Origin of the sequence: Taklimakanibacter albus (assembly GCF_016595235.1) — a bacterium.
GTDB classification, from domain to species: domain Bacteria; phylum Pseudomonadota; class Alphaproteobacteria; order Rhizobiales; family Aestuariivirgaceae; genus Taklimakanibacter; species Taklimakanibacter albus.
This window is the reverse complement of record NZ_JAENHL010000007.1, coordinates 474,906-497,803: the sequence shown is the minus strand read 5'-3', so window position 1 is coordinate 497,803 and position 22,898 is coordinate 474,906. Positions and strand designations below refer to the sequence as shown.

Below are 22,898 nucleotides of genomic sequence, written 5' to 3'. Positions count from 1 at the left end.
CCATCCGTCATTTTTGCTGCACAAGCGCTATGTTTCTTGTGTGCAAAAAGTCAAAGGAGATTTGCCGCGGTTGGCCTCAGCTCTCCGGCGGAGCTTTCGCCGCCCTTGCATCCGACCAGGCATAGAAGCCGACGCCCAGAATGATGAGCGCGGTGCCGATGGCGTCGGTGAAGGTGAATTCCTCGCCGAGGAAGATCACCGCCAGGAAGATGGTGATGAGCGGCGAGATGGTCGAGATCATCGAGGTCGCCTGGGGCGAGGTGCGTCCGAGCCCGGCATTGATGAGGAAGGAAGGCAGCACCGTCGCGAAGAAAGCGCAGCCGGCGACGAGGCCGAGATAGTGCCAGGACACGCTGGGGCCGGTGCCATGCGAGACCAGCAGATAATGGATCACGCAGGCGATCGAGGCGGCCGACATGGCGATGGCGGTGAAGAGCGTGCTGCCCATCGCGGTGATCAGGTTCTTGGCGAGAAGCTGATAGAGCGCGAAGGTCAAAGCGGCGCCGAGCACCAGCACGGTGCCGATGAGGGTCGTCCAGCCATCGGCGGAGAGGCCACGCGAGAAGATCACCGCGAGACCCGAATAGGTGATGGCGGCGCCGATCAGGCCGTTCATGGTGATGCGGCCTTTGAAGAACAGCCAGCCCAGGAACATCACGAAGACCGGATAGGTGAACAGCACCAGCCGCTCGAGCTGGGCAGTGATGTAGATGAGACCGGCGAAATCGAGATAGGCGGCGACGTAGTAGCCGATGAAGCCGTTGAGCGCGGCCAGCGCCACGAAGCGCGGGCTCGGATAAGGCCGGCCGGCGCGCCGATGCAGATAGAGCGCGTAGAGGCCGATGGCGAGAAAGAAGGGCAGCGACATCACCATGCGCAAAGCGAGCATCATGGCGGCGTCGGCACGCTCCAGATAAGCGAGCTTGATGAAGATGGCCTTGGAGGAGAAGAGCGCCGCTCCCAATGCCGCAAAGACATAGCCGAGCCACGGTACGGAGGCGGCGGGCGCCGTCGGGGCGCTGTCGGTCGTGGTCTCGCTGCTCATTTTTTCCGCTTACACGGAAAAGCCGGTTCGGGCTTCGGACGGATCGGCATGTCAGCCGCGCCATTCCTGCAGGTCTTTGCCGGAAATCCGCTGCAGATCCGCTGTTCTTTTGCAGCGGATTTACAGCGGATCAGCAGGGATTTGCAGGGAATTTCCGCGGGCCCCTCATAGCAGGGGAAATCCTGTGCCAGTCTTGTGCCACTGACACGACCAAGGACTCAATGGCCTTCGAAGGACACGAGCGTATGGATCTTGACGCCCTTGTCGCGCAACAGCTTGCTGCCGCCGATGTCGGGGAGGTCGATCACGAAGGCGGCGGCCACGACTTCACCGCCCGATTTGCGGATCAGGTCGATGGCGGCATTGGCGGTGCCGCCGGTGGCGATCAGATCGTCGATGAGCAGGATGCGGTCGCCGGCACTGATCGCATCGGCATGGATCTCGATCGTGTCGACGCCGTATTCGAGCGCATATTCCTGGCCGATCACCCTATAGGGCAGCTTGCCTTTCTTGCGGATGGGCACGAAGCCGCGGCCCAGCACATGGGCGACAGCCCCGCCTAAGATGAAGCCGCGCGCTTCGATGCCGGCCACATAGTCGATGCCGCCCTTGAGGAACGGCCAGGCGAGCTCATCCACCGCCGCACGGAAGGCGTGCAAATTGGCGAGGAGCGTGGTGATGTCGCGGAAAAGGATACCCTTCTTGGGGTAATCCGGAATGGTCCGGATATACCGCTTAATGTCGAAGCCGTGCCGCAGATCCATCAATCTCTCCTTGCGAAGTCCAACCCCGCGATATTAAGGCCACTTCACTTCCGGGGGTAGCGAGGAGAGTATAGACTCCACATTGCCGCCGGTCTTGAGGCCGAAGATCGTGCCGCGGTCATACAGCAGGTTGAATTCGACATAACGTCCGCGGCGGATGAGCTGCTCCTCGCGCTCAGCGGCGGTCCAGCTCTCCTTCATATTGGCGCGCACGATCGGCGGATAGGCGTCGCGGAAGGCGCGGCCGACTTCCCGCACGAAGGCGAAGTCGGCGTCCCAGTCGCCCGAGTCGACATAGTCGAAGAAGATGCCGCCGATACCGCGCGCCTCGCCGCGATGCGGCAGGAAGAAATAGTCATCGCACCATTTCTTGAACTTCGCATAGTCGGCGATGGGATGGGCCTCGCATGCTGCTTTCATTGCGGCGTGGAAGGCGACGCTGTCGCGATGTTCCTGGGTGCGCCGGACGTCCAGGACCGGGGTCAGGTCGGCGCCGCCGCCGAACCAGGATTTCGACGTCACCACGAAACGGGTGTTCATGTGCACCGCGGGCACATGGGGATTGCGCGGATGGACGATGAGCGAGATGCCTGAGGCCCAGAAGCGCGGATCGTCCTCGGCCCCGGGGATCTGCTTGCGGAATTCGGGCGAGAATTCGCCATGCACGGTCGAACAATGGACGCCCGCCTTCTCGAACAGGCGCCCATGGATCATCGACATGACGCCGCCGCCACCCTCGACGCCGGCATGGTCCTTGCGGCTCCACGCCTTGCGGGCGAAGCGGCCGGGCGGCTCGGCGCCGCCCAATTCGTCCTCCAGCCTCTCGAATTCGGCGCAGATCTGGTCGCGCAAGGTCTCGAACCAGGCGCGTGCTTTGGCTTGTTTTTGTTCCAATGTCTTGGTCATGGCCGGACTCTGGCGAAACTTGCTGGGCAAGACAAAGCGGCGGGGCGTCACGCTCCCGGGCATGTGGCCTTAAGGAAAGCCGCCCGTCTGGCGCAGGGCCTCGCCGGTGATCATGGCGCAGGCCAGCGCCACATTGAGCGAGCGCAAACCGGGACGCATGGGAATCAGGAGCCGGGCGTCGGCCGCGTCGTGGACTTCCGCCGGAACGCCCGAGCTTTCCCGGCCCATCACCAGGATGTCGCCCTTGTGGAAGCTGAAATCGGTATAGGGGACAGCCGCCTTGGTCGAGGCGAGAATCAGCCTGTGGCCCCGGGTGGCCTCCCGGAAGGCGGTCCAGGACGGGTCGCGGACGACCAGGGCATGATCCAGATAATCCATGCCGGCGCGTTTCAGGGAAGAATCGGACCAGGTGAAGCCGGCCGGCTCGATGATCCTCACCCGTAAGCCAAAGCAGGCCGCCATGCGCATGACGGTTGCCGCATTGGGTGGGATGTCGGGCTGGTAGAGGGCGATTTCGATCATGGATTTCAGCTTCTTAGTTCCGGGCAGGGAGGCGCGCAAAGTATCGTCTCACTGCGACACTTGATGGCTAGACATTCCGGAAACCCGATGCCAAAAACACACCAATTCGTGTGCCGGCCGGTTTCGCGGGCCTTCCGGTATGCCTTTTGCGAGAGGAAACTCAAGTGTCCACAGCCGAACATGCCGATCCGAACCGGCGCGACTTTCTCTATATAGCCACCGGTGCGGCCGGTGCGGTGGGCGCGGCCCTGGTGGCCTGGCCGTTCATCGACCAGATGAATCCTGACGCGTCGGTGCGCGCTATGGCCTCGATCGAGCTCGATATCGCGCCGATCGCCGAAGGCCAGAGCATCACCATCAAGTGGCGCGGCAACCCGGTTTTCGTGCGGCATCGCACCCAGAAGGAGATCGACGAGGCCAAGGCGGTGCCGGTCACCGACCTCCCCGATCCCGTTGCCCGCAACGCCAATGTGAAAGAGGGCGATCCCGCCACCGACGTCAACCGCGTGGTCGATGGCAAGGAGAAGCTGCTGGTGATGATGGGTGTGTGCACCCATCTCGGCTGCGTGCCGCTCGGCCAGCAAGGTGATTACGGCGGGTGGTTCTGCCCCTGCCACGGCTCGCATTACGACACGGCCGGACGCATCCGCAAAGGCCCGGCGCCGCAGAATCTGCCGGTGCCGATCTATGCATATATCTCCGATACCAAGATCCGTATCGGCTAACAGAGGGCACGCGATGGGCGGACATTCGACTTACCAACCCAAGAGCGCCGCGGAGAAATGGCTCCATGAGCGCCTGCCGATCGTCGAGCTGGTCAAGAGCTCGGCTCTCGATTTCCCGACACCTAAGAACCTGAACTACTGGTGGACTTTCGGCGGCATCCTCGCCGTCATGCTGGTGGTGCAGATCATCACCGGCATCGTGCTGGTGATGCATTACACGCCGCATGTCGACTTGGCCTTCAACTCCGTCGAGCACATCATGCGCGACGTGAACTATGGCTGGCTCATCCGCTACATGCACGCCAACGGCGCGTCGATGTTCTTCATCGCCGTCTATATCCACATCTTCCGCGGCATGTATTACGGCTCCTACAAGGCGCCGCGCGAGGTGCTGTGGATCATCGGCGTCCTCATCTATCTCGTGATGATGGCCACCGCCTTCATGGGCTACGTGCTTCCCTGGGGCCAGATGAGCTTCTGGGGCGCCAAGGTCATCACCAACCTGTTCTCGGCCATTCCGTTCTTCGGCGAGCCGATCACCACCTGGCTGTGGGGTGGCTATGCGGTCGACAATCCGACGCTCAACCGCTTCTTCTCGCTGCACTATCTGTTGCCCTTCGTGCTCGCCGGCCTGGTCGGCCTGCATATCTGGGCGCTGCATGTGCCGGGTAACAACAACCCGACCGGCGTCAGCGTGAAGTCGGGGCAGGACACGGTGCCCTTCCATCCGTACTATACGATGAAGGATTCGTTCGCGATCGTCGTGTTCCTCATCCTCTTCGGCTTGTTCCTGTTCTTCGCACCGAACTATCTCGGCCACGCGATCAACTACGAGCCGGCCAATCCGCTGTCGACACCGGCGCATATCGTGCCCGAATGGTATTACCTGCCGTTCTACGCGATCCTGCGCGCCATCCCCGACAAGCTCGGCGGTGTCGTCGCGATGTTCGGCTCGATCGCCATCCTCTTCGTGCTGCCTTGGCTCGACACGTCGAAGGTGCGCTCAGGCAACTACCGGCCGCTGTTCAAGGGCTTCTTCTGGATCTTCGTCGCGGTCTGCATCGGCCTCGGCTATCTGGGCTCGAAGCCGCCTGAGGGCTGGTATGTCACCTTCTCGCGTCTCCTGACCTTCTACTACTTCGCCCACTTCCTGGTGATCCTGCCGCTGCTCGGCCTCCTCGAGACGCCGAAGCCGCTGCCGTCGTCAATCTCAGACGACGTGCTCGCCAAGAAGAAACCCGCCTTGCCGCAAGGCCAGGCCGTGCCCGCCGAGTGATTGGAGAAAGACACATGAAACTCTTCAAGACACTCGTCGCGGCCTCTCTCGTCCTTCTCGCCGTCCCGGCTTTCGCCGCGGAGGGCCAGAAGGAAGCGAAGGACATTTCCTATTCCTTCGAGGGGCCGTTCGGCACATTCGACCGGGGCGAGCTGCAGCGCGGCTACAAGGTCTACAAGGAAGTCTGCTCGGCCTGCCACTCGATGCGGCTGGTCTCCTTCCGCAACCTCTCGCAGCCGGGTGGCCCCAGCTTCTCCGACGAGCAGGTCAAGGCGCTGGCCGCGACCTTCACGGTCAAGGATGGACCGGGCGAGGACGGCGAGATGTTCGACCGGCCGGGCGTCCCGTCCGACCGCTTCCCATCGCCCTTCGCCAATGAGCAGGCGGCGCGCAACGCCAATGGCGGGGCCCTGCCTCCCGACCTCTCGCTCATCACCAAGGCGAGGGCCGGCTGGTACGGCACGTTCAACCAGCTCATCAACGGCGTCGGCGGACCGCAATATGTCTATTCGGTGCTGACCGGCTATGAGCAGCCGCCGGCCGAAGCCGCCAAGGATGCGCCCGAGGGCAAGCACTACAATCCGTATTTTGCCAGCGGCCACTGGATCACCATGGCGCAGCCGCTTGTCGACGGCCAGGTGACCTTCGATGATGGTGCGCCGAACACGGTCGATGCCATGGCGCGCGACGTCTCGGCCTTCCTGGCCTGGGCCGCCGAGCCCAAGATGGAGGAGCGCAAGTCCTTGGGCTTCGCCACCCTCATCTATCTCGCGATCTTCGCCGTGCTGCTCTATTTCGTGAAGCAGCGCGTCTGGGCCAAGGTCGAGCATTAAGTCTAACTGAACACTGAAGTTTAGGGGCCGGGAGATTTCCCGGCCCTTTATCTTTGGCGCGGCAACATTGCCAAGGTTTAAGCAAATCGCCCTTGCATCGCCCAGATCGTAAGCCACCTCATAGACAGGAGGCTTAAGGCCATGGACCGCAAGCGTTCGTTCCGCCGTGAATTCCTGAGCACCTTGATCGAGACGTCCCGGCATCTGCGCCATTTCGTCGATCAGCGGGCCCAAGCCATGGGCCTCACGGGCGCGCAATTGCGTGTTCTCGCCAGGCTCAGCCGGCGGGAGGGCGCCACCCAGGCCGAATTGGCGGCCGACATGGAAGTGCGGCCCATTTCGCTGTCCAGCCTCATCGACAAGCTGACCCGCCAGGGACTGGTCGAGCGGCGCGGCGATGCCCGCGACCGCCGTATCAACCGCATTCACCTGACCGCCGCCGGGCGGGCCCTGGCGCTCAAGATCGACGGCTTCCGCGAGGCAATTGCCGGTGAGGTGCTGGCCAAGGTGGATGATGCTACGCTGAGGCAGGCCCATGATGTCCTCGGCCTGCTCAGGCAGCGTTTGAGGGTGCCGCAAGACAGCGGCAAGGAAGCCGCGGAATAAGGCCATGAGACGCATTCTCCTGTTGCTGAGCTTCCTCGCCGCGATCGGCGCCGGCTGGGCCGGCTATTGGTATCTGGGCGGCTTTGCCGAGCGGGTGGCCGATGCGCAGACCACCCCCGCGCACCGGGCAGAAGCGGCAATCCCGGTCGTGCTCGCCGAAGCCAAGCGCATGACCTTGCCGATCAGCTTCGCCACCATAGGCACGGTCCAGCCCATCGCCTCGATCGCCGTCACGTCGCAAGTTTCCGGCATCGTCTCCAAGGTCGCCGTGGCGGATGGCGCCGATGTGAAGGAAGGCGACCTTCTGATCGAGATCGATGCCAGGCTGATCGATACAGAGATCGAGGAGGCGCAGGCGACGCTGGCCAAGGACCAGGCCAATATCGACAAGGCCGAGCGCGACCTGGCGCGGATCGACAAGCTGCTCGCCGGCAAGTTCGAAACGCAGGAAAACGCCGCCGACGCGCAGACCGCACTCGACCTCGCCAAGGCGACCCTGCAGTCCGATCAGGCGGCGCTCCACAATCTTCAGGTGCAGCGCGAATACTACTCGATCCACGCGCCGGTCAGCGGGCGCATCGGCACCGTTCCGGTCAAACCCGGCTCCACCATCATTTCGGGCCAGCAGGCAAGCCCGATCGTGACCATCAACATGTTCGATCCGATCTATGTCGCGGTGGGCATTCCCCAGAAGCTGGTCGCCGATCTCGCCGAGGACAAAGCGCAAGGAGTAGCCAAGATCAGCCTCACGGTGCCGGGGCGGGGCGAAACGCGTGAAGGCGCCGTGACGGCGATCGACAACGCGGCCAACGCCGCGACCGGACTCGTCACCGCCTATGCCACCATCGCCAATGCGCCGGCGCTTCTGTGGCCGGGCGAGATCGTCAATGTCGAGGTGATCTTCCGCGATGAGCCGGACCAGCTCACCGTGCCTGATGAAGCGGTGCGGACGAACCAGCAAGGATCCTATGTCTATGCGGTCGACGCCCAGCAGCGCGCCCATATGAAGCCGGTGACGGTGGCGCGCAATGTGCGCGGCATGACGGTCATCGCGAGCGGCCTGAAGGAAGGCGAGCAGGTGGTAACCGACGGGCAGCTTCTGCTGTCGGACGGCGTCCAGGTTTCGGTCAAGCAGGCGATGGGGACGGGAGGCTGATCATGCGGCTCTCCGAGCTCTGCATCAGACGGCCGGTGATGACGGTGCTGCTCATGCTGTCGCTCGTCGTGCTTGGTATCGCGGGCTTCCGTCAGCTGCCGGTGGCCGCGCTGCCACGCATCGACTTCCCGACCATCCAGGTCAGCGCCTCACTGCCGGGCGCCAGCCCTGAATCGATGGCGTCCTCGGTCGCGGAGCCCCTGGAACAGCAATTCTCGACGATTCCCGGCGTCACCTCGATGACGTCGACCTCGATGCAGGGCTCGACCACCATCGTGCTGCAGTTCGATCTCAACCGGAATATCGATGGGGCCTCCCTCGATGTGCAGTCGGCGCTCAGCATCGCCGAACGGCGGCTGCCGCCGCAGATGACGACGCCGCCCAGCTTCAGGAAGGTCAACCCGGCCGACCAGCCGGTGCTGCTGCTGGCGCTCGCCTCGAGCACGATGCCGCTCACCGATGTCGATGAATATGCCGAAGATGTGCTGGTGCCGCAGCTTTCGCAGATCCTCGGCGTGGCGCAGGTTTCGGTCTTCGGCCAGCAGAAGCGGGCCGTCAGGATCGAGGCCGATCCGCGGCTCGCGGCAAGCCGCGATCTCAGCATGGCGGATATCGCCTCGGCCGTTGCCGCCGCCGACTCCTATGTTCCGGTCGGCGGCCTCTCGGGCCAGAACCGCAACCTCACCATCAACGCGCCTTCGCAGCTCATCAAGGCGTCGGACTATCAGCCCCTGGTGGTCGCGTGGCGGGACGGCAAACCGGTGCGGCTCGGCGATGTCGCGGTGGTGCGCGACGGCGCCCAGAACGAGCAGACGGCGAGCTGGTACAACGACCAGCGGGCGGTCGTGCTCGCGATCTTCCGCCAGCCCGACGCCAATACGATCGACGTGGTCGACCAGGTGAAGGCGCATCTCGCCTCCTATCGCAGCCAGATGCCGGCCGCGATCAAGCTCGACGTCACCAATGACCGGTCGATCTCGATCCGCAATGCGGTGTCCGACGTCGAATTCACCCTGATGCTGGCGGCGGCGCTGGTGATCCTGGTGATCTTCGCCTTTCTCAAATCGGTGCGCGCCACGCTGATCCCGGTCCTGGCACTGCCGGTGTCGCTGATCGCCTCCTGCGCGGTAATGGCGGTGCTCGGCTTCTCGATCGACAACATGTCGCTGCTCGCCATCACGCTCTCGACCGGCTTCGTGGTCGATGACGCCATCGTGATGCTGGAGAATATCGTGCGCCATATCGAGGCGGGCCAGAAGCCTTTCGCCGCCGCGCTCGAAGGCGCCGGTGAGATCGGCTTCACAATCCTGTCGATGACCGTGTCGCTGGTGGCGGTGTTCATCCCCGTCCTGTTCATGGGCGGCGTGGTCGGGCGCCTGTTCAACGAATTCGCAGTGACCATATCGGTGGCGATCCTGGTGTCGGGTTTCGTGTCCCTGACACTCACGCCGATGCTCTGTGCCAGGCTTCTCAAGGCCGAGGAGGAGGGCAAACGCAAGAGCCTGGTGGCGATCGTCTCCGACACGGTGTTCGGATGGATGGAGCGGTTTTATCGCGGCACGCTCGATATCGCTTTGCGTTTCCAAGGTGTGATGCTGCTCGTCACCCTGGCGACGCTCGGCCTCTCGGTCTGGCTCTATATCGTGATGCCCAAGGGCTTCTTTCCGACCGAGGATACCGGCTATCTGAATGCGACGATCCAAGCCTTGCCCGATATCGGCTTCGAGGCGCTCGCCGCGAAGACCCAGCAGGTGAGCGCCATCGTGCGCCAGGACAAGGCGGTCGCCTATGTGCTTTCGACGACGGGCGGGGGCGGCAATGGCGCGAACACGGCGCGCCTCTTCATCGCGCTCAAGCCCCAGGATCAGCGCGATGCGGCGCAGGACGTGGCTCGCCGGCTCAGGCGTGAAACGGCGGTCGTTCCCGGCATCGACGCCTATTATCAGGCGGTGCAGAATATCCAGATTGGCGGACGGTCGGCCAAGGCCGATATCCAATACACATTGCAGAGCGCCGATCTCAACACATTGATCGCGCAGGTGCCGGGGCTCGTCGAGCGCCTGAAGAAGCGCCCCGAACTGCGCGACGTGACGACCGATCTCGAACTCAGCAACCCCGAGCTCATCGTCGATATCGACCGCGACCGCGCCGCGGCGCTCGGCGTGAATGTCGATGACATCCGCTCGACGCTCTACAATTCCTTCGGCGTGGCGCAGGTGGCCACGCTCTATATGCCCTCCAACGACTATCCGGTGATCCTCGAAGTGGCACCGGAGCTGCAGAACGATCCCAACGTGCTGTCGCTGATCTCGGTGAAGTCGGCGAACGGCACCGCCATTCCCCTCGACCAGGTGACGGTGACCCGGCGGGAGGCCGGACCTTTGTCGATCAATCACCAAGCCCAGCAGCCGGCGGTCACGATCTCCTTCAATCTGGCGCCCAATGTGTCGCTCGGCGCCGCCGTCGAAGCGGTGGACCAGGAGACCGCGGCGGCGCATCTGCCGAGCTCGGTCTCGGCCAATTTCGCCGGTACGGCGCAGGTCTTCGTCGACGGGCTGGCGGGGCAGGGCTTCCTGCTGCTGATCGCGGCTCTGGTGATCTACATCATCCTCGGCATTCTCTATGAGAGCTATATCCATCCGCTCACCATTTTGTCCGGACTGCCGTCCGCCGGCATCGGCGCCCTGGTGGCGCTGTGGCTCGCCGGCATGGATCTGTCGGTGATCGCCGTCATCGGCATCGTGATGCTGATCGGCATCGTCAAGAAGAACGGCATCATGATGATCGATTTTGCGCTGAAGCGGCAGCAGGCGGGCGCGCCCGCCTATGAAGCGATCCGCGAGGCCTGTCTCCGGCGTTTCCGGCCGATCATGATGACTACCTTCGCCGCCATCCTCGGCGCGCTGCCGATCGCGCTCGGCTTCGGCGCCGGTTCGGAGCTGCGCCGGCCGCTCGGTGTCGCGATCGCCGGCGGTCTCGTCCTGTCGCAATTGCTGACCCTCTACATCACACCCGTGGTGTTTCTGGCGCTCGAAAGGCTCAAGACCAGACTGTGGCGGGGTGGACAGCCGACGGCGTCATCCGCCCAGCCGGCGGAGTGAGGATAACTTGCCTGGTCCCGCAGCGGTCTGCTAGTGCCCCATGGCAGTGGTGAAGAGGGGACTTTCATGGCCAAATCGGTGCTGGGCATTATCGGCGGATCGGGTGTTTACGATATCGAGATGGACAATGCCCGCTGGGAAACGATCGCTTCGCCCTGGGGCGAACCCTCCGATCAGGTCCGGCGCGGCGAGATCGGCGGCCTGCCGGTCGTCTTCCTGCCACGGCATGGCCGCGGTCACCGCTTCTCGCCGACCACCATCAACTATCGCGCCAATATCGACATATTGAAGCGGACAGGGGTCACCGATGTGGTGTCGCTGTCGGCCTGCGGGTCGTTCCGCGAGGAGTTCGAACCGGGGCGGTTCGTGCTGATCGACCAGTTCATCGACCGCACCTTTGCGCGCGAGAAAAGTTTCTTCGGCACCGGCTGCGTGGCGCATGTGTCGCTCGCCTACCCGATCTCGCCGACCTTGCAGGATCTGGCTGAGGCGGCGCTCAAGGTGGAGGACATTCCCTATGCGCGCGGCGGCACGTACTTGGTGATGGAGGGGCCGCAATTCTCGACGCTGGCGGAATCGCATCTCTACCGGTCCTGGGGCTGCAGCGTCATCGGCATGACCAACATGCCCGAGGCCAAGCTCGCGCGCGAGGCGGAGCTCAGTTATTGCACGGTGGCGATGGTGACGGATTACGATTCATGGCACCCGCATCATGGCGAGGTCGACATCACGTCGATCATCAAGGTGCTGAAGGGCAATAGTGAGAATGCCCGCAAATTCGTGACGCGGCTGGCGCGCGATTTCCCGCGCGAGCATCCGCGCTGCCGGGTGGGTTCCGACACGGCGCTCGACTTCGCCATCATGACGCAGCCGGATCAGCGCGATCCGGCCTTGCTCAAGAAGCTCGATGCGGTGGCCGGACGCGTGCTGAACCGGCCCCAATAAAGCCATCGGACAGCCCAACTCAGGGTGATTTGCCGGCTTAAGTGAACTTCCGGGACGCCCGCGCGTTAACGGCGCGATAGGAATCGCGGACGGAGGGTCAATTTTGGTCCAGCAACTTACACGACGTTCATTTCTCGGCAGCGTCACGCTTGCCGGAGCCGGTCTGGTGATCGGTGCCCGCACCGGCTTGGCGCAGGAGACGATGGACACCACAGACGGGACGGTCGATCCGTTCCCCATCCCACAAGTCGATCTGCGCAAGATCCCGGAACAGTTCCGCCGGCAGACGGTTGAGTATCTCGGGCATGAGTGGCCGGGAACCATCGTCGTCGACACGAAGACGAAGCATCTGTTCAAGATCCTGCTTGGCCAGCAGGCGATCCGCTATGGCGTCGGTGTCGGGCGTGATGGTTTCTCATGGTCGGGTGAGGCCGAGGTCGGCGCCAAGCAGATGTGGCCAAAATGGAACCCGCCGGCCGAGATGGTGGCGCGCGATCCCAATGCGGCGAAATGGGCGAATGGGCAGCCGGGCGGTCCCGACAATCCGCTGGGCGCGCGGGCGCTCTATCTCTACCAGAGCGGCAAGGACACGCTGTTCCGCATCCACGGCACCAATGCGCCGAAATCGATCGGCAAGGCGATGTCGTCGGGCTGCATCCGCATGCTGAACCAGGATGTGGTCGAGCTCTATCGCATGACGCCGATCGGCACACGCGTCACCGTGCTTCCTTCCGATCCGCAGCAGATGTTCGAGGAAGACGAAGTCGCGGCGCAATAATCGCCGCAGCGTTCTCAGAAATTCAAACGCCAGTTCTTGGGACTGGCGTTTTTGATTCTCAGTTGAAGAGCGCCGCCGACTTCTTGCGCTTCTTGGCGGCGAGCTTGACGGTCTTGATCGGCTTGTAGATCGGCGCCAGCACCATTTTCACGAAGGGATGCTTGGAGAGCTTCTTCTGCTCCGCCGCGTCGAAGGCGGCATGCTTGCGGTTGCAGGCATTCTGCACCTGGTCGCGAATGGCCTGCGCCTTTCTGTCGACCTCGTCGCAGGTGCGGCCGCGCAACGCGCGCACCCGGGTCTCGATCTCATTGGCGCAACCCATCCATATGGTGCGATGGGTTTCCTCGTGCTTGCGCAGGAAGTTCGAGAATTGCTGCCAGCGATCACGGGCACTGGACGAGAGCCCGGCCTCGTCGGTGAGCTTCGGCAGTCGAATGGTGAAGTCGATGCGATACTGATAATCGACGATGCGGCAGCTCTTCGTCAGCTCGAGCTTGCCGCGCTGCGATGATTCGGCCGACGTCGCCGCATAGGCCTTCTCGCCTTTGACATGCGGGCCGCGCTTGAGCATCGATACATAGACGCCCGCGGCGGTGTCGCCTGAAACCTTGTAGTATACGTATTTCGTGGTGAAGGCCGGCGCCGCTTCGGCCGCATTCATACCCAGCCCCGACAGCAAAATCGCCGCCCCGATTGCCATCCCCTTGGTTGCCCGCATCGATGCCTCGCGAAGTTGAGACGGAAAGTTAGGGCAGGGCCGCGGGTCCGGCAAGGTCTAAGACGAAGGTTTGGTTGCCGCCATTTGAGCCTTGCCGAGAAACCGGCGTTGCGTCATATTCCCGCGCCGGACTGCAGAAACGCACGTCCGGTCGGGCAAAGCATTCGAACCCGGTGAAGACTGAACTCGGCGCATGGGGCATGCGTCAGCTACCGCCTTTCCCGCTGTTTTGACGAGCTGTGCCTTTCCTGTAAGCGGAAGTCCACATTTCGCAGGCAGGCAGTTGAGGAAACGGGACAAGGAGCAATCCCCGCATGCGCCAGAATGGCACTATAAAATTTTTCAATCAGGCCAAGGGTTATGGATTCGTGTCGCCGGAAGGTGGTGGCAAGGACGTGTTCGTGCATGTCACCGCCGTCCAGCGCTCCGGCATTCCGGAGCTGAACGAAGGTATGAAAATCAGCTTCGAGGTCCAGCCGGACAAGCGCGGCCGCGGCCCCCAGGCGGTCGAGCTGCAGCTGCTCTGACGGTTACCGGCCCCTCGGACCCGCCCGGCCCGGGGGGCAAACAAGCGATTTCCGCGCCAGCCGAGACTGTGCTAATGTCGATCCCATGGGGTAGGTCGCGCTTATCTCTTGATGGTCGTCCTGGCGCTCGCCGGGATGACGGGCATGGCCGGGCAGGCACTAGCGCATAGCTGTACTTGCCGTGCCAATGGGGAGGTTTTTGCGCTGGGACAGATGGTCTGCATCCGGGGTAAGCTCTCGCAATGCCAGATGAACCAGAATGTGCCGACATGGCAGACAATCGCCGACACATGCCCAGAAGCCCAATACTCACCCCGACCCGCCGTCCTCGCCGCCATCTCGCGGCCGCTGTCCTGGCCGGCCTCCTCGCTCTCGCCAGTTTCGCGTTAACGCAAACCGCACAGGCGCGCGGCCCCGTTCCAGGGCAATTCGACTATTACGCGCTGACGCTGTCCTGGTCGCCGACCTATTGCGCCTCCGAGGCGGGGCGGGACGATCGCCAGCAATGCGGCTTCGGCCGCCCCTATGCCTTTGTCGTACATGGGCTGTGGCCGCAATATGAACAGGGCTGGCCGCAGGATTGCGTGTTGCGCGAGAAATGGGTGCCGGACGATATTATCGAGGCGATGCTCGACATCATGCCGTCGAAGCGGCTCATCATTCATGAATGGAAGAAACATGGCGCTTGCTCGGGCTTGCGGATGCGCGCCTATTTCGAGCTGACGCGCAACCTGTTCGGCAAGATCCGTATTCCGGCGCGCTATCTGAGGCCGCAGGAGGCCGTCGTCACCACGCCGGCTCAGCTCATCAGCGATTTCGTCAAGACCAACCGCGACCTCACCAGCGACATGCTGTCCATCCAGTGCGGCAATTCGCGAGGCGCGGCACGGCTCTCCGAATTGCGCATATGTTTCGACAAGGACGGCAGGCTACAATCCTGCGGTGTGAATGAAAGACGGCAATGCCGGGCGGAGAAGCTGGTGCTGCCGCCGGTACGCGGGGGTAATCGATGAAGAAGGCGCTGATCTTCCAGCATATGAATCATGACACGCCGGGGCGTTTCCTCGACTATTTCGTCGAAGACGGCATCACGCCGCATGCGGTCAGATTGTGGGAGGGCCAGGCGATCCCGTCTCTCGAAGGCTACGACCTGATGTTCGTGCTGGGCGGCGCCATGGATGTCTGGGAGACCGAGGAGAATCCCTGGCTCACGGGCGAAAAGCAGGCGATCCGCGAATGGGTGGCGGACCGCGGCAAACCCTATATCGGCCTGTGCCTCGGCCATCAGCTGCTGGCGAATGCACTGGGCGGCGAAGTGGCCCTGGCGCAAGAGGGCGAAGTCGGCGTGCATGAGGTCAAGGTCAATGGCGCGGCCGAGGGTCATCCGCTGTTCGCCGGGCTCTCAGGCAGCCACAAGGTGATGCAGTGGCATCATGCCGAAGTGAAGGTGCCGCCCAAGGAGGCGACGGTGCTCGCCTCGTCGCCGCGTGCCAAGGTGCAGGCAATCGCCATCGACAATCACGCGATCGGCATGCAGTTCCATGCCGAGTTCTCGCCGCAGTCGGTGGCGAGCTGGGAGTCCTTGCCGAATTATGTCGGCGCCCTCGAGCGCGAGCTGGGGCCGGGCGCCTATGGCAAGGTGACGGCGGAAGCCTATCCGCTGATGCCGCAGATGGGCGCCATGACGCGGCGCATCTACGACAATTTCAAGCGCGCTTCGGGGCTCGTGCGCTGAACCGAGGGCGTCGCGCCCGCATTATCTCGAAAGTCCTGATTTAGAGGCCGGCTCCGATCTCATCGGAGTTTCCGGCCTCTTTGCTTTCTTGGCGTCGGCACGATCTATCGGCCGCGGTTTTTTTTATTATGTGATCACAGATTGACAGACGCTCTTGCGGTGTGCATTTTATCTGCGATCACATAATAATTCAGACCCGGAAGATTGCGACAAATGACCCGTAAAGTAGTCCTCACCTGCGCCGTCGTCGGCGAAACCAACTTCAACCGCGCTCATCCGAATTTTCCCATCACGCCAAAGCAGATCGCCGATTCTGCACGCGAGGCCGAAGAGGCCGGGGCGTCAGCAGTTCACCTCCATGTCCGCAATCCGGTCACCGGCGAGGGCAGCAGCGACCCCGATCTCTTCCTCGAAATGGCGACGCTGGTGCGCGACAACGGCGTCAAGGCGGTGATGAATGTCACCTGCGGCGGCGGTGGCCTGTTCTTTCCCGACCCAGAGGATGAGGGCCGTGCCGGTCCGGGATCGGAGATCGCCTCGGCCGAGGCGCGCGTGCGCCACATCGAAATGATTCTGCCGGAAATGTGCTCGCTCGACGTCTGCACGCAGAACCAGACGGACGGCGAGGTCGAGTATGTCTATCTGAACACCCAGGCGACATTGCGCAAGATGGCGCGGCGCTTCCAGGAGCTCGGCGTCAAGCCCGAGATCGAGGTCTTCGCGCCGGGGGACATTCTGCTGGCCAATCGCATGCTTGCCGACGGCCTATTCGATCTGCCGCCGATGTATCAGATCGTCATGGGGACCAATTGGGGCCTGCCGGCCACGCCTGAGACGATGATCTACATGCGCAACCTTCTGCCCGCAGGAGCCAACTGGGCCGCTTTCGGTATTGCCCGGATGCAGATGCCGATGGTGGCCCAGTCGGTACTTCTCGGCGGTAATGTGCGCGTCGGGCTTGAGGACAATCTCTATCTCAAGCGCGGTGTCTTCGCGACCAACGGGCAACTGGTTGCGCGGGCGCGGACGATTATCGAGAGCCTCGGCTTCGAGGTGGCGACACCCGATGAGGCGCGCGAGATACTGGGTCTGAGAAAGCGCTAGACATGCAAAGCGCGCGCGAGGACGAGCCGCTCTCCGCGGCAGCCTATCTCTATGGCGAAGCTGCTCCGGTGATCTCGGCCACGGCCTTTCTGGCCCCGACCGCCGTGATCATCGGTGATGTCGAGATCGGCGAAGGTGCGAGTATATGGTTCGGCGCAGTTTTGCGCGGCGATATCTGCCCGATCAGGATCGGAAGTGGGACGAATATCCAGGATGGCGTCATCATCCATGGCGATGAGGGTGGCCTCGTCAGCATCGCCGATGACGTCACCATCGGCCATGGCGCGATCGTGCATGGCTGCGCCATCGGGGCAAACGCCCTCATCGGCATGGGCGCGATCGTGCTCGATAACGCCACCATTGGCGTGGGAGCGCTGATCGGAGCCGGCGCCGTTGTCGCGCCCGGCACGCAAGTGGATCCGCAAAGCCTGTGGCTCGGTTGTCCGGCGCGAAAGGTCCGCGAACTTTCATCGGCCGCGGCTGCGGAGCTGCGGGCGGGCGCACAGCACTACCGCAACCAGGCGCAACGCTACCGGTCCGGCCATTTTCGCCGTGCGGCGCCAACCTATCATTCAGCTATCAAGGAGAAATGACATATGAATCTGCGGGGGCTTCGCGTTCTCATTACCGGCGCCGCGGGCGGTGCCGGCGCATCCATCGCGACCTGTTTCGCCAGGGCCGGCGCCTATGTCCATATCGCCGATATCGATGCGCGCGCCGTCAAGGCGCTGGCGGCAGGCCCGGAGAAGATCTCCGCCAGCGTCTGCGACTGTGGCCGCGCCGATGCTGTCGACCAGCTTTTCGAAGAGGCCTCGGCGGCGCTGGGTGGACTCGATGTCCTCATCAACAATGTCGGAATCGCTGGACCCGCGGCGGCGGCCGAGGACGTGGCGCCGGAGGAATGGGACCGCACGATCGCCGTCAATCTGTCGGGCTTCTTCTATTGCGTCCGCAAGGCCATCCCGCTGCTGAAGCAGGCCGGAGGAGGGACCATTCTCAACGTATCCTCGACAAGTGCCCGCACCGGGCTGCCGCACCGGCTGCCCTATGCGGTCTCGAAAGTCGGCGTCCTCGGCCTGACGGAAACCCTGGCGCGTGAGCTCGGTCCGTTCAATATCCGTGTGAACACCATTCTCCCCGGATGGATCAACAATGCCCGCGCCAACTCCATTCTCGAGCGCAAGGCCAAGGAACTCGGAGTCGAGCCGAAGGTGCTGATGGCGGAGGAGCTGCAATTCATCTCCATGCGCACGCAGATAGAGCCGGAGGAGATCGCGGAGGTGATGATGTTCCTGTGCTCGTCAGGCGGACGCCACGTGTCGGGTCAGCATATCGGCGTGTGCGGCAACGCCGAATATGAAAGGTAAGAATGGCGGTCAAGTATCGCGCAGGAACGGCAATATCTCGCGATAGGCGGCTGTAAGGTCGTTGTGCAATGCCGCCTCCGCCGCATCGGGGTCGTTATGGGCGAGCGCATCGAGCATCTGATCGTGAAATATCGTGGTGCTGATGTCGCTGTCGGCTGGCCAGTCGCGCTGCAAGGTGGGACCGATGCGAAGCCACAAGGTTTCGATCATCTGGGTGAGGATAGGCGATCCTGAAAGCGTGTAGACCTCGAAGTGGAAACGAAAATTCACCTGCAAGGTATCGACGGTGGAAATCTTATCTCTGCTCAGCTCGGTGCGGTATTGGTCGTTGATGCGGCGAAGGCTGTCCAGATCCCTCTCGCGCGCCTTGAGCGCCGCGCAGCGAATGGCGTGGCCTTCGAGCTTGAGGCGGATATCGGTGATTTGAGCGAAGTCGGACTTGTCGGGCGCGTAGACGAAGAAGGCGCTCTTGCTCCGGCTCACCAGCGCGCCATCCGCTTCAAGTCGCTTGAGCGCTTCGCGGACCGGCGTAAGGCTTACACCCATCGCCTCGGAAAGCGAGCGCAAGGTCAGTCCGGCGTTCGGCAGGACGCCGCCGCTCATCAGTGAATAACGCAACGCCTCATAGACCTGGCGCTCGGCAGATATGCCTTCGAGCGGTGTAATCCGCGGCAAATCCGGTGCGCTGGCCTTGGGGCGCCCGGCTCCGGGCCGGCGCTTGCGCACGGCCTTGCCGCTCTTCCGTTTCACAGTTTTCTTTGCCTGCCTTGTCATCGTCCATCGACATTACGGGATTCGGTGCGGAGTTCAATAATCGTGTGATCACAGAACAAAAGCCCGTCGCGCGAGTTGACAGTCGTTTCTTAATATGAGATCACAGAATAAGAAACAGCGGAATGACAGTCAGCCGCTGACCAGTGAGCAGAGAGGACGTGTATGCAGTTCGCCATTGATACAGGCGGCACCTTTACCGATCTCGTCGTCAAGGATGCGTCCGGATTTTGTCGGATGTTCAAGTCCTCGACGACGCCGGCCGATCCGATCTCCGGCGTGCTCAATGTTCTAGAAGTCGCCGCCGCCGAATATGGAATGACCCGTGCGGCCTTTCTTTCCGAAGGCAGGCTTCTTGTCCACGGAACGACACATGCGCTCAACGCCATCGTCACAGGCCGGACGGCGAAGACCGCTTTCATTGCGACCAAAGGCCATGGCGACATGCTCGTTCTACGCGAGGGCGGGCGTACGGATCCTTTCAATTTCGATCACCCCAATCCAGAACCCTATATTCCCCGAGCCTTGACCTTCGAGGTCACCGAACGGACGCTGCCGGATGGGTCGGTGATGCTTCCGCTCGATGAAGAAGAGATCGCGAGCATCGCCGTCACGCTGAAGCGGCAACGCGTCGAAGCCGTCGCCGTCTGTCTGTTGTGGTCGATTGTCAATCCGTATCATGAACAACGCATCGGGACGCTTCTCGGCACACATCTTCCGGGTATTCCTGTCACGCTCTCTCATGAGCTCAACCCGATCATCCGGGAATTCCGCCGCGCCTCGTCGGCCGCCATCGACGCGTCGCTCAAGCCGATGATGGGCATCTACATGTCCAATCTCGAGGCGCGCCTCAGGGAAGCGGGATTTCCGGGACGCGTTCTGGTGATCACGTCGCAAGGCGGTGTTATCGATGCCAAGGATGCCGCGACGGCGCCGATCCATATCGTGAATTCCGGGCCTTCCATGGCGCCGATGGCAGGACGTCACTTCGCAGCCATCGATGAAGGATCGACGACGGCGATCGTCGCCGATACCGGCGGCACCACCTATGATGTCAGCCTGGTGCGCAAAGGACATGTCCCCATCATCCGGGAGACATGGATCGGCGCGCCGCATCGCGGCACCATGATCGGATTCCCCTGGGTCGATGTGAAGAGCGTAGGTGCCGGTGGCGGCTCGATCGCCTGGGTCGATTCAGGCGGACTCCTGCATGTGGGGCCGCAAAGCGCCGGCTCGGTTCCAGGGCCCGTCGCCTATGGAAAGGGCGGCGTCGAACCCACCGTCACCGATGCTTCGCTGGTTCTCGGTCACCTCGATGGCGACTCGTTTCTCGGTGGAGCAATGAAGCTCGACAGGAAGCTGGCCGAAGCAGCGATCCGGAAAAGAGTGGCGGAACCGCTTGGCATTTCAGTTGAGGCCGCTGCCGACGCCATACTCGCGGTCGTGACCGAAAACATGGTGCAGGCCATCAATACGATCACGGTCAATCAGGGAATCGATCCCAAAGATGCCATCCTCATCGGCGGCGGTGGCGGTGCCGGCTTGAATTCGGTGCGGATCGCCAAGCGGCTTGGGTGCCGGACTCTGTTGATCCCCGCCGTGGGGGCCGCACTTTCGGCGGCTGGGGCCATGATGTCGGGCCTCAAGGCGCATTATCAAGCAGCTGCCTTCGCCGCGACGGATCGCTTCGACTTTGATCGCATTTCGGATGTGCTCAGCGGATTGGCCGAGCGTTGCCAGGCCTTCGCCGCCGCGTCCGGTGCGGGCGCCGAAAGTGTGGAGATCAGCTACACGGCCGATGCCCGCTATTCGACCCAGGTCTGGGAGATAGAGGTCCCGCTGCGGTCCGGGAAAATTCTGACACCTACCGATCTTGGCGCGTTCATCGACGACTTCCACAAGACACATCAGGAACTCTTCAATTTCTCCGATCCGTCGTCTCCCATCGAGATCGTCGGCTGGCGGGCGCAGGTGCATTGCCGGTTCAAGGATACGGGCGGCATAGATTTGGCCCGTACCGACGAGGAAGAGGTTGGCTCCTCGACCCGGCGCAGCTTCTTCGCGCAGAAGGGCTGGTGCGACGTGCCTGTCCACAATTTCGAGGCGCTGGCCGTCAATGAATTCGTTACCGGGCCGCTGATCGTCGAAAGCCCCTTCACGACTGTCGTCGTCGAGCCCGGTGTGGCGGCTGCCCGGCGACCGTCCGGCAGTCTTTCCATAAATATGGGGGCCACACAGTGACCCAGCAGATTGACAAAGAAGCCAGATTGGACGGCGTGCAGCTCGCCATCCTTGCCCATCGCCTCGAAGGCGTTACGCGCAAGATGGCGAATACGCTGCTCAGAACCGCACGATCCGGTGTCATCAATATCGCCCGCGACTTCTCCTGCTGCATCGTTACCGCCGGCGCCGAGCTCCTCGTCGCCAATGAAGGCCTGCCGATCCATGTGCTCGCCGGGCCCGACATCATGGCGCGGGCGATGAAAGAGCATAGTCCGGTGCTCAAACGCGGCGATGCCTTTCTCAACAACTCACCCTATCACGGGTGCAGCCATGCCGCCGATCATACGCTTCTGGTGCCCGTCATGGACCATGAGGGTACCCATCGCTTCACCGTACTGGCGAAGGCCCATCAGGCCGATATCGGCAATTCGATCGCGACCACATATCACGGCGCCGCCAGGGATGTTTACGAGGAAGGCGCACTGATCTTCCCATCCGTGAAAGTGCAGGAGAATTACGAAACGGATCAGGACTTCGTCCGCATGTGCCGGATGCGGATCAGAGTGCCCGATCAATGGTGGGGAGATTTCCTGGCCATGGTGGCGTCGGCGCGCATCGGCGAGAGAGAGATCATGGTGCTGGCGGAAGAAGTCGGTTGGGATACGCTGGAGAACTTCAGCGCCACCTGGCTCGACTATTCGGAGAAGCGCATGGTGGAAGCCGTCACCGCGATGCCGGGTGGCCGGATGACCCGGACCAGCACCCATGATCGCTTTCCGGGCGCGCCGGAGGAGGGTATCCCGGTCACCGTCGATGTTTCCCTCAATCCAAGGGAAGCGCGCATCGCCGTCGATCTCACCCGCAATCCGGACTGCCTGCCCTGCGGCCTCAATCTATCGGAAGCCTGCGCGCGTACCGCCGCCATGGTCGGCATATTCAATTCCATCGATCACCGGGTTCCCAAGAATGCCGGATCCTGCCGGCGCATTGATGTCAAACTGCGCGAGAATTGCGTGGTCGGCATTCCTCGGCATCCCACATCCACTTCCGTCGCGACCACAAATGTCGCCGACCGGGTTGCCAATGCCGTCCAGGCCGCGATCGCGGAGATCGCCAATGGGGCAGGCATGGCCGAATGTGGCGCCGTCATCGCGCCGGCGGGTGGGGTCATTTCCGGCGTGGATCCGGCCGGGAAGGAATTCGTCAATCACATCTTTCTCGGTGAGACCGGTGGTGCCGCGGCACCGCGCTCCGATGCCTGGCTGGTCATCGGGCATGTCGGTGGTGCCGGCATGTGCAATCTGGACAGCGTCGAGCTCGATGAAATGCGCCAACCCTTGCGCGTCTTCTCACGCAAGCTCGTGCCCGACACGGAAGGGGCGGGCCGGTTTCGCGGCGCGCCGTCCATGTCGGTCGAATTCGGGCCGGTCGGATGTGACATGCAGGTCGCCTATGTGAGCGACGGCACCGTCAATGCGGCGCGCGGCGTGCGCGGCGGTGGCGCCGGCGGTAAGGCGGACCAGTTCCGCGTCAGGCGTGACGGCACGCTGCAGCGCCTCGATGCCTGCGCCCAAGTCACCATTCATGAGGGTGAGAGACTGCTGTCGATCTCCTGCGGTGGCGGCGGCTATGGCAATCCGGCGGAACGCGAGGCGGAGACGGTCGCGCGCGATGTCGCCGAAAAGTGGATATCGGCACAAAGGGCGCGCGACGTCTATCGCGTGGCTGTCAGTGAGGACGGCTCGCTCGATCGCAATGAAACCGTGAGGCTTCGTCACGCCGAGCGGTAGACAGGC

General features: G+C 62.7%; 22 protein-coding genes. 16 read left to right on the top strand and 6 right to left on the bottom strand.

The features are described 5' to 3' along the window. Positions 1 to 76: 76 nt before the first annotated feature. The 4 genes from JHL16_RS13910 to JHL16_RS13895 all read right to left on the bottom strand — a co-directional run bounded on the left by JHL16_RS13910 (position 77) and on the right by JHL16_RS13895 (position 3,237). On the bottom strand, positions 77 to 1,045 hold the full coding sequence (locus tag JHL16_RS13910; RefSeq protein WP_200185438.1) for a DMT family transporter: 969 nt from the start codon (positions 1,043 to 1,045) through the stop codon (positions 77 to 79). Between the two features lie 218 nt (positions 1,046 to 1,263). Continuing rightward, positions 1,264 to 1,809, bottom strand: a complete 546-nt coding sequence (locus tag JHL16_RS13905; RefSeq protein ID WP_200185437.1) for an adenine phosphoribosyltransferase — start codon at positions 1,807 to 1,809, stop codon at positions 1,264 to 1,266. A gap of 33 nt (positions 1,810 to 1,842) precedes the next feature. Continuing rightward, the gene (hemF, locus tag JHL16_RS13900) at positions 1,843 to 2,715 is read right to left on the bottom strand and encodes an oxygen-dependent coproporphyrinogen oxidase (RefSeq protein ID WP_200185436.1); all 873 of its coding nucleotides are present in this window, start codon (positions 2,713 to 2,715) and stop codon (positions 1,843 to 1,845) included. A gap of 69 nt (positions 2,716 to 2,784) precedes the next feature. Beyond that, positions 2,785 to 3,237 (bottom strand): tRNA (cytidine(34)-2'-O)-methyltransferase, encoded by a 453-nt coding sequence (locus JHL16_RS13895; RefSeq protein WP_200185435.1) that lies wholly within the window; start codon positions 3,235 to 3,237, stop codon positions 2,785 to 2,787. 164 nt (positions 3,238 to 3,401) lie between these two features. Between JHL16_RS13895 and petA the strand changes: the two genes are divergently transcribed. The 8 genes from petA (at position 3,402) to JHL16_RS13855 (ending at position 12,657) form a co-directional block, all read left to right on the top strand. Then, positions 3,402 to 3,962, top strand: a complete 561-nt coding sequence (gene petA / locus JHL16_RS13890; protein ID WP_200185434.1) for a ubiquinol-cytochrome c reductase iron-sulfur subunit — start codon at positions 3,402 to 3,404, stop codon at positions 3,960 to 3,962. 13 nt (positions 3,963 to 3,975) lie between these two features. Then, positions 3,976 to 5,238: a cytochrome b gene (locus JHL16_RS13885; RefSeq protein WP_200185433.1), complete on the top strand. Its 1,263-nt coding sequence runs from the start codon at positions 3,976 to 3,978 to the stop codon at positions 5,236 to 5,238. Between the two features lie 14 nt (positions 5,239 to 5,252). Continuing rightward, on the top strand, positions 5,253 to 6,071 hold the full coding sequence (locus JHL16_RS13880; protein WP_200185432.1) for a cytochrome c1: 819 nt from the start codon (positions 5,253 to 5,255) through the stop codon (positions 6,069 to 6,071). 141 nt (positions 6,072 to 6,212) lie between these two features. Further along, a complete protein-coding gene (locus JHL16_RS13875) occupies positions 6,213 to 6,677 on the top strand; it encodes a MarR family winged helix-turn-helix transcriptional regulator (protein WP_200185431.1) in 465 nt (154 codons plus the stop codon). Between the two features lie 4 nt (positions 6,678 to 6,681). Beyond that, a complete protein-coding gene (locus JHL16_RS13870; protein ID WP_200185430.1) occupies positions 6,682 to 7,833 on the top strand; it encodes an efflux RND transporter periplasmic adaptor subunit in 1,152 nt (383 codons plus the stop codon). Positions 7,834 to 7,835: 2 nt separating this feature from the next. Beyond that, the gene (locus JHL16_RS13865) at positions 7,836 to 10,934 is read left to right on the top strand and encodes an efflux RND transporter permease subunit (protein WP_200185429.1); all 3,099 of its coding nucleotides are present in this window, start codon (positions 7,836 to 7,838) and stop codon (positions 10,932 to 10,934) included. A 66-nt stretch (positions 10,935 to 11,000) separates the two neighbouring features. Further along, positions 11,001 to 11,879 carry an S-methyl-5'-thioadenosine phosphorylase gene (locus JHL16_RS13860; protein ID WP_200185428.1) on the top strand — a complete coding sequence of 293 codons (879 nt, stop codon included), beginning with the start codon at positions 11,001 to 11,003 and terminating at the stop codon, positions 11,877 to 11,879. A 103-nt stretch (positions 11,880 to 11,982) separates the two neighbouring features. Continuing rightward, on the top strand, positions 11,983 to 12,657 hold the full coding sequence (locus JHL16_RS13855) for a L,D-transpeptidase (RefSeq protein WP_246770937.1): 675 nt from the start codon (positions 11,983 to 11,985) through the stop codon (positions 12,655 to 12,657). 58 nt (positions 12,658 to 12,715) lie between these two features. Here the strand turns inward: JHL16_RS13855 and JHL16_RS13850 are convergent, their stop codons facing one another. Next, positions 12,716 to 13,375: a DUF922 domain-containing protein gene (locus JHL16_RS13850; protein WP_200185427.1), complete on the bottom strand. Its 660-nt coding sequence runs from the start codon at positions 13,373 to 13,375 to the stop codon at positions 12,716 to 12,718. Positions 13,376 to 13,689: 314 nt separating this feature from the next. Here JHL16_RS13850 and JHL16_RS13845 point away from each other — a divergent pair, with 314 nt between their 5' ends. From JHL16_RS13845 to JHL16_RS13820, 6 genes are all read left to right on the top strand, one after another. Next, on the top strand, positions 13,690 to 13,902 hold the full coding sequence (locus JHL16_RS13845; protein ID WP_200185426.1) for a cold-shock protein: 213 nt from the start codon (positions 13,690 to 13,692) through the stop codon (positions 13,900 to 13,902). Positions 13,903 to 14,171: 269 nt separating this feature from the next. Next, entirely contained in the window at positions 14,172 to 14,915 is a 744-nt protein-coding gene (locus JHL16_RS13840; protein WP_200185425.1) for a ribonuclease T2 family protein, read from the top strand. Continuing rightward, positions 14,912 to 15,637 carry a type 1 glutamine amidotransferase gene (locus JHL16_RS13835; protein WP_200185424.1) on the top strand — a complete coding sequence of 242 codons (726 nt, stop codon included), beginning with the start codon at positions 14,912 to 14,914 and terminating at the stop codon, positions 15,635 to 15,637. Before JHL16_RS13840 ends, JHL16_RS13835 begins: the two co-directional genes overlap by 4 nt. 213 nt (positions 15,638 to 15,850) lie before the next feature. Further along, the gene (locus JHL16_RS13830) at positions 15,851 to 16,741 is read left to right on the top strand and encodes a beta-keto acid cleavage family enzyme (RefSeq protein WP_200185423.1); all 891 of its coding nucleotides are present in this window, start codon (positions 15,851 to 15,853) and stop codon (positions 16,739 to 16,741) included. Positions 16,742 to 16,743: 2 nt separating this feature from the next. After that, on the top strand, positions 16,744 to 17,334 hold the full coding sequence (locus JHL16_RS13825) for a gamma carbonic anhydrase family protein (RefSeq protein ID WP_200185422.1): 591 nt from the start codon (positions 16,744 to 16,746) through the stop codon (positions 17,332 to 17,334). Positions 17,335 to 17,337: 3 nt separating this feature from the next. After that, positions 17,338 to 18,108, top strand: coding sequence for an SDR family oxidoreductase (locus tag JHL16_RS13820; protein WP_200185421.1), 771 nt, complete (start codon positions 17,338 to 17,340; stop codon positions 18,106 to 18,108). Between the two features lie 9 nt (positions 18,109 to 18,117). On the opposite strand, the gene JHL16_RS13815 is transcribed toward JHL16_RS13820, so the two are convergent. Then, positions 18,118 to 18,858, bottom strand: coding sequence for an FCD domain-containing protein (locus tag JHL16_RS13815; protein ID WP_200185420.1), 741 nt, complete (start codon positions 18,856 to 18,858; stop codon positions 18,118 to 18,120). Between the two features lie 186 nt (positions 18,859 to 19,044). Here JHL16_RS13815 and JHL16_RS13810 point away from each other — a divergent pair, with 186 nt between their 5' ends. Further along, positions 19,045 to 21,120, top strand: a complete 2,076-nt coding sequence (locus tag JHL16_RS13810) for a hydantoinase/oxoprolinase family protein (protein ID WP_200185419.1) — start codon at positions 19,045 to 19,047, stop codon at positions 21,118 to 21,120. After that, entirely contained in the window at positions 21,117 to 22,892 is a 1,776-nt protein-coding gene (locus tag JHL16_RS13805) for a hydantoinase B/oxoprolinase family protein (RefSeq protein ID WP_348647211.1), read from the top strand. The genes JHL16_RS13810 and JHL16_RS13805 overlap by 4 nt, the downstream gene beginning before the upstream one ends. The last annotated feature ends 6 nt before the right edge of the window (positions 22,893 to 22,898 follow it).